At 75.5% G+C, this 15646-nt stretch carries 7 protein-coding genes; 1 reads left to right on the top strand and 6 read right to left on the bottom strand.

Annotation, left to right across the window (positions count from 1 at the left end; all coding sequences use genetic code 11):
- Positions 1 to 152 precede the first annotated feature (152 nt).
- Together C8046_RS18555 and C8046_RS17940 are read right to left on the bottom strand one after the other, a co-directional pair.
- On the bottom strand, positions 153 to 4757 hold the full coding sequence (locus C8046_RS18555; RefSeq protein ID WP_109230617.1) for a glycoside hydrolase family 97 catalytic domain-containing protein: 4605 nt from the start codon (positions 4755 to 4757) through the stop codon (positions 153 to 155).
- Positions 4758 to 4920: 163 nt separating this feature from the next.
- Positions 4921 to 6135 carry an ROK family transcriptional regulator gene (locus C8046_RS17940; protein WP_158277266.1) on the bottom strand — a complete coding sequence of 405 codons (1215 nt, stop codon included), beginning with the start codon at positions 6133 to 6135 and terminating at the stop codon, positions 4921 to 4923.
- 142 nt (positions 6136 to 6277) lie between these two features.
- Between C8046_RS17940 and C8046_RS17935 the strand changes: the two genes are divergently transcribed.
- Positions 6278 to 8206, top strand: coding sequence for a serine/threonine-protein kinase (locus C8046_RS17935; protein WP_158277265.1), 1929 nt, complete (start codon positions 6278 to 6280; stop codon positions 8204 to 8206).
- Between the two features lie 20 nt (positions 8207 to 8226).
- On the opposite strand, the gene C8046_RS17930 is transcribed toward C8046_RS17935, so the two are convergent.
- From C8046_RS17930 to C8046_RS18220, 4 genes are read right to left on the bottom strand one after another with little or no spacing between them, the layout of a single operon-like run.
- Positions 8227 to 10455, bottom strand: coding sequence for a transglutaminase domain-containing protein (locus C8046_RS17930; RefSeq protein WP_109230615.1), 2229 nt, complete (start codon positions 10453 to 10455; stop codon positions 8227 to 8229).
- On the bottom strand, positions 10452 to 11642 hold the full coding sequence (locus C8046_RS17925) for a DUF58 domain-containing protein (RefSeq protein WP_109230614.1): 1191 nt from the start codon (positions 11640 to 11642) through the stop codon (positions 10452 to 10454). Before C8046_RS17925 ends, C8046_RS17930 begins: the two co-directional genes overlap by 4 nt.
- A 3-nt stretch (positions 11643 to 11645) precedes the next feature.
- Positions 11646 to 12650, bottom strand: a complete 1005-nt coding sequence (locus C8046_RS17920; protein ID WP_109230613.1) for an AAA family ATPase — start codon at positions 12648 to 12650, stop codon at positions 11646 to 11648.
- The gene (locus C8046_RS18220; protein ID WP_146197221.1) at positions 12647 to 15634 is read right to left on the bottom strand and encodes a hypothetical protein; all 2988 of its coding nucleotides are present in this window, start codon (positions 15632 to 15634) and stop codon (positions 12647 to 12649) included. Before C8046_RS18220 ends, C8046_RS17920 begins: the two co-directional genes overlap by 4 nt.
- Positions 15635 to 15646 lie beyond the last annotated feature (12 nt).

The following is a 15646-nucleotide window of genomic DNA, read 5'->3' as shown; positions in this document are numbered from 1 at the left end:
GTGGAATCACAGTCTCGCACTGTGGGCAGCAGAGCCGCCGCACCCGGCCTTCCGACGGCGAACGCCGGGGCGCGGGAGGGGTGGTCGTCGACCACTCCTGCCGCACCCCGGCGTCGTCACCGCTGCGGGATCACGCCCCGATCAGGGCGTCCTCACCCCTGCGTCCGGTGCTCGTACCGGTACAGGAACGCCGCCATCGCGTCCCGGTTCACCGGCGCGAGCGGACGGTAGACGTCCGTGCCGTCGTTCCCGCCCTGCCAGCCGGTGGCGATCCCCTCGTCCGCCATCCACGCGATCTCGTCGTGGAACTGCGAGCCGACGGGGACATCGGCGAACGGCGAGGTCGCGGGGGCCTCGAACGCCGGCGAGTCGGCGTACCGGTACAGGAACGCGGCCATCGCGTCCCGCGCGATCGGCTCCAGCGGGCGGAACTGCGCCCCCGCCGGCGTCGACCACCCGGTGGAGATCCCCTCCTGCGCGAGCCAGGCGATCTCGACGTAGAACTGGTTCGTCGGCGCGACGTCGACGAACGGCGACACCGCCGGCAGCTCGACGTCGGGCGAACCCGCGAGCCGGTAGAGGAACGCCGCCATCGCGTCCCGGGCGATCGGGGTCACCGGGCGGAACTCCTGCCCCGCCGGCGTGGACCACCCGGTCGAGATCCCCCTGTCCAGCAGCCAGCTGATCTCGGCGAAGAACTGCGAACCGACCGGGACGTCGACGAACGGCCGCTCCACCGTGGTGACCTCGTTGCTCGGCGTGGAGCGCAGCCCCTCGCCCGCCCCGGTGACGGCGGCGACCTGGAAGGAGTAGGTCGCCCCCTCCACGATCGAGGTCAGCGCCAGCGTCGTGGCATCGGCCGCCACGTCCACCGGCGCCTGCTCGACACCGTCGACGCTCACCCAGACGCGGTACCCGGCGAGCGGGGACCCCGCCGTGTCGACGGGGGGCGTCCACGTCAGCGAGACCGTGTTGCCCGGTTCGAGGACGGCCGTGGCCCCGGTCGGGGCGTCGGCCGCCCCGGCCGGCAGCGCGACCAGGCGCACCGCGAGGGCGTCGAGGCGCGGGTCGCCCACGGTCGCCGTGGCCGTGACGGTGGTGGGGCCGGCCGTCAGGTCGACCGCCACGCTCCCCCAGCTCCAGCCGCCGGCTCCGAGAGTCACCTCGTGCACGGCGCCGCCGACGGCGAGGGCCACGGTGGCCGGACCGTCGCCGCCGCTGCCCTGGACCTGCAGCACGTAGCGGCCCGTGACCGGGACGTCGAGGTCGACGGCGGACGCCGCCCCCGCCGTCGCGAGGCCCTCCACGTAGCCGGTGCCGGTGAAGTCCCCGACCGCCGACGCGACGCGGGCCCCACCCGTGAGGCGTGCGTCCTCGGCCTCGTCGCGGGTCCGCTCACGCACACCGTCCCCCGGCACGACCCTGGCGTGGTCGATGTTGGCGTTGCCGGTGTCGCCGGTGAGGTACTCCAGCGTCAGGGCGTTGGTGCCGCCGACACCGTTCAGCTCGTAGCTGCTCGGGGTGTAGCCGTAGTTGCGCCACCGGTCGGCGGCGGTGCTGCGACGCGGCAGGTCGACACGCTGCGGCGCCGAGTCGTTCAGCCACATCGAGATCGTGCGGTCGAACGGCTCCACGACCATGCCGTTGGCGTACCGCAGCGACACCGTGTACGTGGTCGCGGCAGCGGCCTGGAACGGCAGGTCGACCCCGGCACCGACGCGGTCGAACGACCGCCCGAAGCCGGTTCCGGTGTAGCCCGGGTGCTCCGCGCTGGTCCGGGCGCCGCCGTAGAAGACGCCGTCCTCGACCTCGAGGACGAAGCCGTCCGCCATCGCCGTCAGGTCGGCGGCGATCGCCGTCCCCGTCGGTCCGGTGCCGACGGCGGAGCCGAGCTGGGTCCGCAGCCCCGGTACCAGGTGGTCGTACCCGGCCGCGGCGGCCTCGTAGAGCGCCGACGCCGCGGTGCGCGCGGCCGCGGCGCCCCCGTCGTCGAGCTCCCCGGTCAGCGCGGGAACCCGGGCGAGGACGCCCATGATGCCCGCGGGCGCCCCGAGGTAGACGTCGAGCAGGTCGTCGAGCTCGGCGATCACGCCGGCGTCGAGGCCGTCGCGGAGCAGGAGCTCGGCCCGCAGGTCCTGCGCGCCCTCCCGCCACGCGTCGGTCTCGCCGAGCTCGGCGAGGGCCTCGAGCGCGCGAGCGCGCTGCGTGAGCTCCGCCAGGGCGTCGGCGGGCACGGTGCCCGCGGCGGCGGCCTCGACGACCGCGGTGCGGAACGTGGAGTCGAGGACGGGGGCGACGAGGAAGCGGTCACCCTCGTCGTACGGACCGTCGGCGTCGCCGAGCGCGATCCGGGAGTGGCCGTCCGCCGTCGCCGTCCACGGGAACTCGTAGGTGAAGGTCGCCTCCCCGCCCGGGGCCAGGCGCACCGTGCGCTCGCCGACGGCCGTGCCGTCGACGTAGAGCACGACAGGGGCGCTCGAGACGAGCGACCCCTCGCCGTGGGCGGTCGCCGTGACGCGGGCGACGCCCGTGCCGGGCTCGTAGGCGATCTCGGGCTCGCCCACCAGCGACAGCGACGCGGCGACCAGCGGCGGGACGCTCGCGAGCTCCTCGGCCGTGGCGGGGGTGAGCTTGAACGCGGCACCGCCGGCGCCGACGATGTCGGCGATCACGGTGTCGGTCGAGTCGACCAGCACCTTGACCCGCTGGACGGACAGGGGGTTGCCCTTCCAGCTCGCGTCAGCGCCGTCGGTGTAGATGTCGGCCAGGTAGGTCGTGTCCTCGTCGAGGAAGTCCAGCGGCACCGGGACGGCTCGGTCGTTCTCGTCCGTGACGACGCCGGTGTACCAGGTCTCGCCGCTGCGGCGCGAGGTCACGATCCAGTCGCCGATCTCGGCGTCCACCCGGGAGTCGTCCCACGTGGCAGGCATGCCGCGCAGGTACTCGACCTCCTCGGGGAACATCGCGTAGTTGTCCGGGGTGTCCGCGAACATCTGCAGCGGTGAGTAGAAGGTCGTGTAGAGCGCGAGCTGGTTCGCCGTCGTGGACTGCACGCGCGAGTTGCGCGGCGCGGGGTCCCACGTCACGTTGAGCACGCCGGGGGTGTAGTCGGCCGGTCCGCCGATCCACCGGGTGAAGGGCAGGATCGTGGCCTGCTCGGGCGGGTTGCCGTTGACGCCCATGTGGCCCTGCTGCTCCATGCCCGCGACGCCCTCGGACGTCATCATGTTCGGGTAGGTGCGGTTCAGGCCGGTGGGCTTGATCGACTCGTGCGCGTTGACGGTGATGCCGTACCGAGCGGCGGTCTCGGTCACACGCTGGTAGTGGCGCACGGCCTCCTGGTCGTAGTGGCTGCGGTTGACGCCGCCCAGCAGGAACGCGGTGGCGTAGCCCGTCTTGATCGAGCTGATCCCCCACTCGGCGTACTGGGCGAAGATCTCCTCCATGTGCGCGTCGTAGTAGTCCACCCGACCGCGGGTCTCGTTGTGCCCGACGATCCCGATGCCCCTGTCCGCGGCGTAGGCGAGGACCTCCTCGATGTCGTAACCCTCGTTCGGCGTGACGAAGTCCTGGTTCAGCCAGTTCCCGCCCGCGTTGACGTTCCAGCCCTCGACCAGGACGAATTTCGCGCCCATGTCGACGGCGAGGTCGATGTAGCGCTTGGTGTTGGCGGTGGTCGCCCCCTGGTTCGGGCCGGCCGTCCACGTCGTGAAGCGGCGCTGCAGCTCCCACCAGACACCGGTGTAGGTGGCCGGCGTGATCCAGTCGGTGGTGTCGTCGACGCCGTCGCCGTCGGAGTCGACGTCGCAGATCGCGCAGGGGTCGTTGAGGTTCGCGATGAGGTGGGACTCCGCGAGGTCACCGGCGGTGCGTCCGACCGTCAGCGTGCGCCACGGGGTGTCGAAGCCGCCGTCGGAGGCGTCGACGATCGACTTCACGCCGCCCGGGAGCGCGATGAGCTCGCTGCGGAACGTGCCGCGCGGCGCGCTCGCGTCCTGCACCACGGTCATCGCGGAGAAGTCGGTGAGGTCGGCCTCGTGCAGCGCGAGGAACAGTCCGTCGGGGCGCGAGAAGGTGATCGGCGTCTGGGCGTCGGGGACCTCGCCGACGGGGCGGGTCTGGTAGTGCTTCTCGTCGGCGTTCCAGTCCCGGCCCGCGCGGACGAAGTAGGCGGTGAGATCGTTCGGCAGCGCGAACCGGGTGTCCTCGGCCAGCACGTCGAACGGTCCCGGCAGGGCGTCCTGCTCGGGGAAGGTGTAGCGGAAGCCCACGCCGTCGTCGAAGACGCGGAAGGTCACGTCGAGCTCGACGCCCGAGGCGGGGTGCACGGTCGAGACCACCAGCTCGTTGGCGCGGTTCTCGATCGAGGAGACCGTGCCCCACGCCGGGGTCCAGGTCTCGTCGATCTCCGCGCGGGCGGTGTCGGTGATCGTCAGCCCCGAGGTGAGGTCGACGCTCGGCGACCCGAGTCGGAGACCGAGGCCGGAGTCGGCCACGACGGGCAGCGAGCCGTCACGGGTGACGTCGTAGGTCAGTCGACCGTCGACGAGTCCGACGCCCACCTCGAGCGAACCGTCGGGCGAGCTCACGCTGTGCGTGAGGTTGGTGGGCGCGGCCGCGGCAGGGGCGACGGCGAGCAGGGCGGTCAGCCCGCTGCCGAGCAGCGCTCCGACCGTGGCGAGGGCGACGGCGCGGCGGCCGCGCCGGGGTGGGGACGAGGTGGTGGTCGGGGCGGGCAGGGGCGACTGCGTCGTCACACGGACTCCTTCGTTCGAGCGCGTCCACGGTGACACGCTTTTTTGCGACGCCTACAAAATAACCGCCGCGCAGCGGCTGCACAACCCGAAAGTCATGTCGGGTGCTGGAATTGGGGCGAGCGCCGGAAAACGCGTTCCCGGCGGGGTGACGGCGGCGGACGTCTCAGGCCGGGCCGACGAGGTCCGGTGCCCGCAGCAACGTGACGAACGCGAGCTCCGCCGCCCCGAGGAGCACCTGCTCGGCGTCGCCGTAGGTCCCCCGGATCGTCACGGTCTCGGCCGCCGCCCCGACCGCCCGGGCGACCAGGGCCGACCGCTCGTGCTCGGTGCGGGAGTCGAGCAGCGCCGCGAGGAAGCCACCCAGCAGGATCGTGCCCGGGTTGAGGGCGTTGACGACGGTGCGCAGCGCGACCTCGAGGTGACCGAGCTGGCGGCGGGCCTCCGTCTCGAGCTCGGGCTGGTCGCGGCGGATCAGGGCCGCCGCGAGCTGCTCGGGATCGTCACCGTCCAGCTCGGCGACGGCGAGCAGCCGGTCCAGGGCGACCTCCGTCTCGAGGCAGCCCACGCCGCCGCACACGCACGGACGACCGGGCTGCGCCACGGGGACGTGCCCCCACTCCCCCGCGTACCCGGACGCCCCGTGGACGAGCCGACCGCGCGAGATGATCGCGCCACCGACGCCGCTCGGCCGCCCGACCAGGTAGACGAGGTCGTTCGCCAGCCCGTCGCCGAAGGCCGACGTCGCGCCCAGGATGACGGCGGCGTCGTTGCCGACCGTCGTGGTGAGTCCGGTGGCGGCCGTGAGCATCGCGGCGAGCGGCACCTCGCGCCAGTCCAGGTGCGGGGCGTGGCGGACCACGCCGTCGCCCACCTGGACCTGGCCGGGCACGGCGACCCCGATCCCGAGGATCCGCCGCTCGGGGCCGGCGCACGTCACGAGCTCCGCCACGAGCCGGGTGATGCGGTCGCAGGTGAGCGCCGGATCCTCCGCGCCGTCCACGGCCTCGACCAGCACCTGGTGGACGACGCCGCCGAGGCCCACGAGGGCGACGGTCAGGACGGAGGACTCGGTGTTGACGGCGATCGCGCACACGCCGTCGCCGTTCGCGACGATCATCGGGCTCGGGCGGCCACGCCCCCGCTCGGGGGCGACCACCTCGGTGACCAGGCCGCGCTGGGCCAGCTCGGCGACGAGCAGCCCGACGGTGCTGCGCGTCAGACCCGTCGCGAGGGCGATCTCGGGGCGACGGCGGGGGCCGCGGTAGTGCAGCAGCGTGAGCACGCGCTGGAGGTTGGTGCGGCGGATGTGGTCGTTCGCGCTGGTCTCCGCCTCGTCGGTGCGCGACGGCGTCGTGGCGTGGACGAGATCGCTGAACACGACGCGTGACGCTCCGCTCGGTGGGGGTGACCAGATCGGCCCCACCCTAGACCGCCCCGACCCGGCGGACCGGCCGGTGGTACCCGATACTGGACGGGCCGCCGTGCCACGGACGGCGACGAGCGGCCGACCGGGAGGCGTGGTGGAGGACGACGAGGTCTGGGCGCCCGCGCGTCCGGATGCGCTGGCGCAGGCGGTGGGGCTCGACGTCGACCCCGCCCCGTCCCCGCCCGTCACGTCCGTGAGCGTCCCCGGGTACACCGACCTCGTCGAGATCGCCCGCGGCGGCGACGGTCTGGTGCTGCGGGCCCGCGACGCGGGGGTCGACCGCGACGTCGCCATCAAGGTCGTCGACCTCGCCGAGCCCGAGGTCCGCGCCCGGTTCGAGCGCGAGGTCGCGATCACGGTCCGGCTCGGCCGCGCCCACCCGAACATCGTCACCGTGCTCGCGACGCCGACGACGACGGACGGCCGCCCGTGCCTCGTCATGGACTTCCACGACCTCGGCTCGCTCCACGACCGGCTGCGCAGCCACGGGCCGCTGCCCGTCGCCGAGGTCGTCAGCGCCGGGACGGCCCTGGCCGACGCCCTCGCGTACGCGCACGCGCAGGGCGTGCTGCACCGCGACGTCAAGCCGCAGAACGTGCTGGTCCTGCCCACGTCGTTCGTGCTGGCCGACTTTGGGATCGCCCGAGCGGTGGACGCCGGGCGCACCTCCTCGCTCGAGCGGTTCAGCTACCGGCACGCCTCGCCTCAGGTGCTCGACGGGTTGACGCCGACCCCCGCCGACGACGTCTGGTCGCTCGGATCGACCCTGTTCACCCTGCTCGACGGCCGCGCCCCGTTCGCCGCCGACGACCCCGACGAGGACACCGCGCTGGCCTACCTGCGCAAGGTCCGCACGGGCGCCCGACGCACGCTCGCCCGGTCCGACGTCCCACCGTCGCTCGCGTCCCTGCTCGACGCCTGCCTCGCCCCCGAGCCGGCGGACCGGCCCGACGGCGCGGCCGCCGTCCTGCGAGCGCTGCGCGCCGTCCCGACCGAGGTGCGCGGGTGGGAGCCCGGCGTCGCGGAGGCGGGTGCGCCGGTCGCCTCGGCCGCGCCGGTCGTGCCGACCGTGCCCGCGCCGGTCCCGCCTCGCTCGCCGGGGACGGACGACGACGACGCGACGCGCGAGCGCCCGTCGTCGACCGGCGCCACGGGGGCGACGGGTTCCACCGGGGCGACCGGTGCCACGGACCCGACGGGGTCGCCGGCGACCCCGGGCGCCACCACGGCGCCGCGCTCCCCCGCGCCGGTGGCGGCCGCCGTCGCCCGCTCGACGCTCAGCCACCTCGGACGTGAGTCGGAGCCCCCGGCCCGGGACGAGGGACGCCGCACGGCCCGCTCGCGCTCGGACGTCGCGGACGCCGCGCCGACGGGGCTGACCCCCTCGCCCGACGAGGTCGCCGGACGCGGGGCGGACGGCGGCGCCTCCGGGTCCGACTCCCCCTCCGAGGGTTCCGCCCGGCCGAGGACCTGGCGCCGCACGGCCGCGTTCGTCGGCGCCGTCCTGCTCGTCGGGGCCGCGATCGGCGTCGGCCCCGTGCTCGTCGACCTGGTGCGCGGCGACGGCGGCGAGAGCGTCACGGCCGACGGCGGCACCTCCCCCGACACCACGAACGCCCCGGACCCGGACACCACCGGCGAGGACGGCGAGGGACCAGAGGGCGGCGAGGCCGAGACCACCGGCAGCGTCCCGGTCTACGGCGATGTCGTGCCCGAGGGCGTCGTGGAGGCGCAGACGGGCAACCCCGACCTCGCCCCCACCGGGGTGGCCGCGGTCGATCGCGGCACGTCCGCCGAGATCTCGTGGAACCTGCCGGCGCAGGAGGACGTGCAGCTGATGGTCGTCAGCCAGGTCGAGGGCTCCCCCGTCCACGCGTACGACCTGCTGGCCGCCGGCACCACGACGTTCCTGGCCGACGGCCTCGACCCCGGGGCCCGGATCTGCTTCTCGGTCGTCGGCCTCGGTGCGGTCGACGGGTCCTTCGACCGGGGCGCCTCCGCGTCGCGCTGCCTGGAGCGCTGAGGCAGCCGGTCAGCGGCGGCTCACCGCCGTCGCAGCACGGAGGGTGAGACGTCCCACCACAGCCGCTGCCGCCAGGGCACGGTCCGGCGCAGCACCCCTGCGGCGCGGGTGGCCACGGCCCAGTGCTCGGCTCCGGGGGCGGACGGGTCACCGGGACTCTCCGGCGCGAACGCGTCCCGCTCGGCCGACGCCGCGAGTCGGCGGACCTCGGGATCGGCCCCGGCGCGCACCACCTCGCCGGCGAGCGCGCGGGCGTCGTCGCCGGGCCCCGAGGGGAGCCCGGCGAGCCAGGCCGCGTCCGCCACGTGCTGCCACGCGCCGCGCGCCCCGGCGCCGCGCAGACGGCTCCGGCGTCGTCCCCGCAGCGCCAGCAGGCCCAGCAGTCCCGCCGCCACGACCCCGGCCGCCACCCCGGCGACGCCGGTGAGCGACGTGCCGCCGGTGGTGCTGTCCGCGGCCGGGGCGTCGTCCCGGAGCGTCTCGGGCTCGTCCGGCTCGCTCTCCTCGGGCTGGTCGATCGGCGCCAGCGTCTCGGACGGACTCGCCGCGGGTCCGGGGCCGGCCGTCGAGGCGGCGTCGGGGCTCGGGTCGAAGGCGACCCAGCCGATGTCGGCGAGGTAGATCTCGGCCCAGATCGAGGCGTCGGCACCGCTGACGGTCGTGGTGCTGGAGGCGCCGTCGGTCACCACCGCGTCCGGCACCTCGAACCCGACAACCACGCGCGAGGGGATGCCCAGCGTGCGGGCGAGCACGGCGAATGCCCCGGCGAACTGCTCCTGGGTCCCCCGCGAGCCGCCCTCCTCGAGCGGCAGGAAGAGGAACTCCGCGAGCCGTCCGTAGGACGAGCCGCTCACGGCGGCGACGTCGAGCTCGCGGTCCAGGCGGATGCCGTCGGCCAGCCGTCGCGCCTGCTCCAGCCGCGACGTCGAGCCCTCGGTGAGCGCGAGCGCCTCGGCCCGCAGGTCGTCGCTGACCCGCGGCAGCTCGAGGTAGCGCGCGGCCTGCAGCGCGCCCGGCACGCCGGCGCGCTCGGCGGCCTCGTCGTCGGGTGCGTCCACGACCGTGCGCAGCCGGTAGTCGGTGGGGGCGTCGCCGTCGGCGAGCACGAGCGTGCCCGTGTCGACGTCGGCCAGCGGGGCCGCCCCCTCGACCGTCTCGACGCGGCCCAGCGTCGGCAGCCACGAGCCCCCGAGGTCGCGCACCGCGACCTCCAGGTCGAGCGCCGCCTGGCGGGTGCCGGGTGGGAGGTCGGGGTCCTCGACGACGCCGGGCGCCCGCAGCCGGGCGTCGAGGCGCCAGGTCGCGCCGTCGTAGTCGGGCAGCACCGCGATCGAGACGCGGTTCGGCAGCGACGTGCCGTGCGCGGTGAGGTCGAACAGGGCTGTCTCGCCGCCCCGCACCCACGCCGTGACGTCGGGCACCGGGTTGACGGCCTCGGCGGGCAGCGTCGGTGGGGTGATGTAGCGACGGGCCTCGAAGGCCCCAGCCGTCGGGAGCGCGAGCGCCAGCACGGCGGTGACCGCGGCGCCGATCGCCACGACGCCGGGCAGCACGAGACCGTGCCGGCGTCCGCCGTCGGACCGGGGCTGCGCCTCGGCCAGCACCCAGCCGAGCCCGGCCACGAGGAGCGTGCCGAGCGCCACGAGGACGGCCTGCTGGTCCTGGCCGGCGACCAGCAGCGCGGCGGCGACCTGGAGCACGATGCTGCCGACGAGGCCGGCGACGCCGATGGTGCGGGCAGAACCGGCGCGACCGGGACCGGCGTCGCGCCGGCGGGTCACCGCCAGGGCGACCGCGAGCGCCACGACGCCCACGAGCAGGACGGTGGGCGACAGCAGCCCGGCGGTCGCGGGCGCGGGGCGGGGCGCCGTGAGGAGCCGGGGCAGCGCGTCGAGCAGCGGGAGCACGGAGCTCGCCCCGGGCGGGGTGCTCACGAGCGCGCTGCTGGCCATCGTGGAGGTGACGACGGCGAGCAGCGCCACCCCGGCCACGGCCACCACCCAGCGGGCGAGGCGCAGCAGCGACCCGACGGTCGCCAGCGCGAACGCGGTCACGACGACTCCCGCCAGCAGCAGCGGCACCCACCAGCCGCGGTAGGCGGTGCCGAGCGGGACGCAGCCGAGCACGACGAGGGCGGCCGACCAGACGGGGATCCACCACCGGCGCGGGGCCGTGCCGACGGTTGCCGTCGCCCCGGTCGCTGCCGCCCCGGTCGCTGCCGCCCCGGTCGCTGCCGCGCTCGCGGTCATCGGGCCACCGCCGTGCGCCAGCCGTGGACGAGGTCCTCGGCGCGCGGGCCGCGCAGCACGGTCACGCCCTGCACCGCGGAGAAGAGGCGCTCGGGGTCGGGGTCGACGACGGCGAGCACCGCCGTCGGGGCTGCCGCGGCGTCGAGCAGGAGGGCAGCCAGGTCGGAGCGGGTGCCGGTGACGATCGCCAGCAGGTCGGGCTGGCCCGTCATCGCGGCCGGCCGGGCGTCGACCCCCGGCCGCGCCTGCAGGAGCGCGAGGCCCTCGCGCACGTGCCGCTCGAGCGCGGCGCCGGCACCTCCGCCGGCCACGGTGGACTCGAGCTCGAGCCCGCCCACCAGCGTGAGCAGCCGCCCCGGGCTCTCGACGGAGGCGGCGGTCGCGAGCAGGCTCGCCGCGACGTCGACCCCCTCCTCCAGGTCGGCGGGGTCGGCCCAGCTCTCGAGCCGGTCGTCGAGCAGGACCGTGAGGTGCGGCAGGGCCGGGTCGGCGTCCTGCCGGACCATGAGCTGACCGCGGCGCGCGCTGGTGGCCCAGTGCAGCCGGCGCAGGTCGTCGCCGGGGACGTACTCGCGCAGGCCGACGAGGTCGGTGCCGCCGTGCTCGATGCGCTCCTGGGCCCCGCGGTGACCGCGACGCAGCCCGGGGGCCAGGGCGACGGCGTCGAGCACGCGGGGTTCGACGAGCACGCTGGTGGCCTCGCCGTGCCGGCTCGTGCGGACGGCCAGCCGGGCGACACCGCTGCGCCGCAGCACCAGCGGGCCGAACCGCACCCGACCGCGGTGGCCCGTCGGGATGACCTCCGAGCCGGTGCCGCTGGCGCCCGGGGCGATGCGCGGAAGCCGGACGGGGCGCAGCTCGTCACCGACGAGGTCGTCGCCCTCGAGCTGGACCGAGGCCCAGGTGGACAGGTTGGTCACGGTGATCTCGGCGGTGCAGGCGGCCAGCCGGGTGACCCGGGTGTGGCTCACGCTGCGCGTGACCTCGACCGGGACGGCGAGCAGCACGCCCAGCACCGAGGCGACGACGAGCACGGCCAGGCCGGTCCCGAGCGCCACGAGCGAGGGGAACCGCGCCCAGAGGCCACCCCCGAGGAGCAGGACGGCGAGCGAGGCCACCACCACGCCGCGCGCGGTCAGGCGCGGCGGACCCCAGCGGTCGTCGCCGTCGACGGGCAGGGAGGTCACGGGTCAGGCCGCGCCGGGACGCGGGACCTCGACGCGGTCGAGCACGTCGAGCAGGACCTGCTCCGTGCTCGTCCCGCCGAGGACGGCGTCGCGCGTGAGGATCACCCGGTGCCCGAGCACCGGGAGCACGAGGCGCTGGACGTCGCTCGGCACGACGTAGTGGCGCCCCTGGGTCGCGGCCCACACCTGGGCGGCGGCGACGAGGCCGCGCAGCCCGCGCGTGGAGGCCCCGAGGCGCACGCGGGGCTCCTCCCGGGTCGCGGCCCCCACGGCGCGGATGTAGGCCAGGATCGGCTCGGCGACGTGGACGCCGCGCAGCACGGCCGAGGCCGCGGCGATCTCGTCCGGCGTCGTCACCTGCGGCACGTGCTCGACGTCACCCGCCGAGCTTCCCGGACGCAGCACGTCGAGCTCGTGCTCGGCGTCGGGATAACCGATCTCGACGCGCACGAGGAACCGGTCCAGCTGCGCCTCGGGCAGGCGGTAGGTGCCGTCGAGGTCGATGGGGTTCTGCGTGGCGATGACCAGGAACGGGTCGGGGACGCGGCGCCCGACGCCGTCGACCGTCACCGTGCGCTCGGCCATCACCTCGAGCAGGGCCGACTGCGTCTTGGCCGCGGCGCGGTTGATCTCGTCGGCGAGCAGGACGTGCGTGAACACGGGGCCGGGACGGAACGTGACCTCACCGCTGCTCGGCTCGAACACCGAGGTGCCGGTCACGTCGGAGGGCAGCAGGTCCGGGGTGAACTGGATGCGGCGCGAGCTCCCGCCCAGCGCCGCGGCCACGGCGCGGGCCAAGGTCGTCTTGCCCGTGCCCGGCACGTCCTCGAGCAGCACGTGGCCGCCGGCGAGCAGCGAGACCACCGCGAGCTCGATGACGGGACGCTTGCCGCGCAGCGCCTTCTCGATGGCGTCGACGATCCGGTCGTGCAGCACCCGGAAGGTCGCGATCTGCGCCTCGGTGACGCCCGCGGGGCTGGTCGTGGTCGGGCTGGCCTGACTGGTCATCGGTGCTCCGGGGTCGTGGGTCGGGCGACGGGGGCGTCGGTGAGGGTGGTCGGGTCGGTGGGGGCGGCCAGGTCCGCGGTGGCGTCGCCGCGACCGCGACGGACGCGCAGCGCACCGGCCAGGCCGAGCATCAGGACCCCGGCGCCCACGACGGGCGGGTTCGGGACCTGCGGGGGCGTCCACGGGAGCGGGACGATCTCGACGTCCGTGTCGGGCAGCGAGGCGATCACGTAGCACGGGCCGCCCGGCTCGCAGTAGGCCTCGCCGGGACGTGTCTCGGAGGCCGACGAGGTGGCGACGATCCCGGCGGCGCTCCCCGTCCCGGTGAAGCGGACGGTCGCGCTGGCGTCCGCACCGACGTTCCGGCGACCCGTCCCCGTCGCGACCACCTGGGCCGTGCCGCAGTCGATGGTGGCGAACGGACCGCCGTTCGCCGAGGCTTCGCAGTAGCCGGGGGTGGTCGACCAGGTGGTGATCGGCCGGTACTCGATGGTCAGGCGGAAGTTGTGGGTGCTCTCCACCGTGCTGTAGCCGCTCAGCACCCCGTCGCCGTCGCGCGGGATCTGGGCGGCGGCGAGCGAGCCGCTGTTCGTTCCCGGGGCGCTGTCGCCGACGCCGTTGGTCGCCGTCACGCTGGCGCTCACGGTGCCGCCGTCGCGGCAGAGCGTCTGGCCCGCGCAGTCCACGGTCGTGGAGAACGAGGTCTGGGTCCCCAGCGAGACGGTGTTGGAGACCCCGGGTCCGGAGTAGTCGAGCCGGTAGTTCGTGATGGCCGAGCCGCCGTCGGCGGGGGCGCCGATCGACACGTCGATCTGCACCTGGCTCAGGGAGGGCTGCGTGACCGTCACGGAGACGGAGGGCGTGCCCGGGGCGGTCGCCGGGACGGGGGTCGTCACAGGGGCGCTGGGAGCCGAGGTCACGGGGCTCGAGCCGGTGAGCTGCGTGACAACCACGTAGGAGACCGTCTGCCCCGGCGCCTGGGCGATGTCGACCGAGGTCGTCCCGGCCGGCGCCGTCGTGCCGCCGCCCCCGCCCTGCGGCTGAACCACGTAGTGGTCCGCGCCGGAGGTGGCGGCCGTCCAGCTCACGCGGACGTTGGTCCCGACGAGCGTGGCCGTCACGTTGGTCGCGGCGGTCGCCTGCGGTGCCGCGGGCGGATCCGACGTCGTCGGCGGAGCAGGCGGGTCAGTCGTCGTCGGCGGAGCAGGCGGGTCGGTCGTCGTCGTGGGCTCCGGCGGATCCGACGTCGGCGGCCCGCTCGGCGGTGTCGTCCCCTCGCACGCGGGCGTCGCGTACGTGACCTCGCGCGTCACGGGCTCGGTGACGGCGGGCTCGTGCACGGCGGTGACCCGCACGAGCACGTCCGTCCCGCACCGCAGCCCCGTCAGTGCGGAGACCAGCTCGGCGTCGGCGTCGACCTCCTGGCCGGTGCCCACCGAGGCCGTCACCTGGTAGCGCACGGGCGCGACCTGCGAGGCCTGCCACGTGACGCTGGCGCGGGTGCCGTCCCCCACGGGGGCGACCTGCACACGGCGGGGCGCGTAGTCCCCGGTCGGCGGCGTCCCGGTCCCGGTGCCCGTCCCCGAGGTCGGGCCGGTGCCGGTCGGGTCCTCCGTACCGGTGCTCGTCGGCGGCTGCGTGCCGGTCTCGGTCGGGGTGCCGGTCGGCAGCGACGGGGTGTCCGTCGGGAGCGAGGGCACGTCCGTCGGGAGCGACGGGGTGTCGGTCGGGAGCGAGGGTGTGTCGGTCGGGACCGGCGGCAGGGTCTGCCCGGGGTTCGGCGCGGGGGTGCTCGGCTGCGGCGGCGCCGGAGCCGGCACGCGCGGCGTCTGCGGACGCTGCGGCACGGGGCGGTCGACCGGGACCGGCACCGGGGCGACGTCGGTCGCCTCGGGCTCGACCACGCGGGTGGTGCCCGCGCCGTCGACCAGCACGTAGCGGCCGGAGCCGTCGCGGGTGTGAACCACCAGACGGCCCTCGTCCACCGTGATCCGGGGGTCTCCCCCACCGGGGACGACGATGTCGGGCGCGGCCCGGGTGCCGTCGGCGGCGAGCACCACGACCCGGCCGGCGCCGGTGCACGGCACGTAGATGCGGCCGGCGAACACCTGCGGCTGGGCCGGACGCTCGCAACCGATGGCGGCGACGTCGACGGCGAGCACCGAGCGCCCGCTCAGCACGACCACGCGGCCCTGCTCGGGCAGCGAGGCCGGGGCGAGGTCCGACGGCGAGCGCGGCGCCGCCTCGACGCTGCCCTCGAGCTGCGGCACGCCCGCCGTGATGTCGTTGCCGGCACCCACCTGCACGACGGCGCCGCGGTCGGGCGCGAAGACCGTCACGCCGCGGTCGTGGGGCAGCAGACGCGTGGAGGGTCCGGCCGCCTCGATGTCCTGGTCGGTGCGCACGCGGTGCTCGCGAGCGTCGGCGTCGTACTCCAGCTCGCGCAGCGCGCCGTCCTCACCGATCACCCAGACGCGTCCGGAGTCGTCGATGGCGGCGTCGGCGATCGGGTCGGTGCGGTACGGGGTGCCGATGTCGGCCATGGTGAGGGGGCTGACGGCGCGCACGACGCCCTCGCCCAGCTCGACCATCGCGACGTGGCCGCCGCCCACGAGGATGCGGGTGCCGTCGGGGTCGGCGGCGGTGCGCTGACCGCTGGCCAGCAGCGTGCTCAGGTCGATCGCGGTGATCTCGCCGGTGGCGCGGTCGGTGACGATGAGGCGTCCGTCGCGCTGGGCGATCTCGAGGTCGGACTCGCCAGCCGCGATCTGGAGGCGACGCTCGGCCTCGCCGGTGGCGGGGTTGATCTGGACCACGGTGCCGCGGTCGTCCTCGGGGAGCCACGTCGCACCGTCGGACATCTCCACGAGCGTGCTGGCCACGCCGTTGCCGACGACGGCACCGACGATCAGCAGCGCTCCCGCCATGGCGACGCCGACCTCGACGGCGCCGCGCTCCCCGTCGCCCTTCTTCCGGTTGCGCACGAACGACCCTCT

Source organism: Serinibacter arcticus, from assembly GCF_003121705.1.
In the GTDB taxonomy this organism is placed as follows: domain Bacteria; phylum Actinomycetota; class Actinomycetes; order Actinomycetales; family Beutenbergiaceae; genus Litorihabitans.
This window is presented reverse-complemented; position numbering and strand designations above follow the sequence as displayed.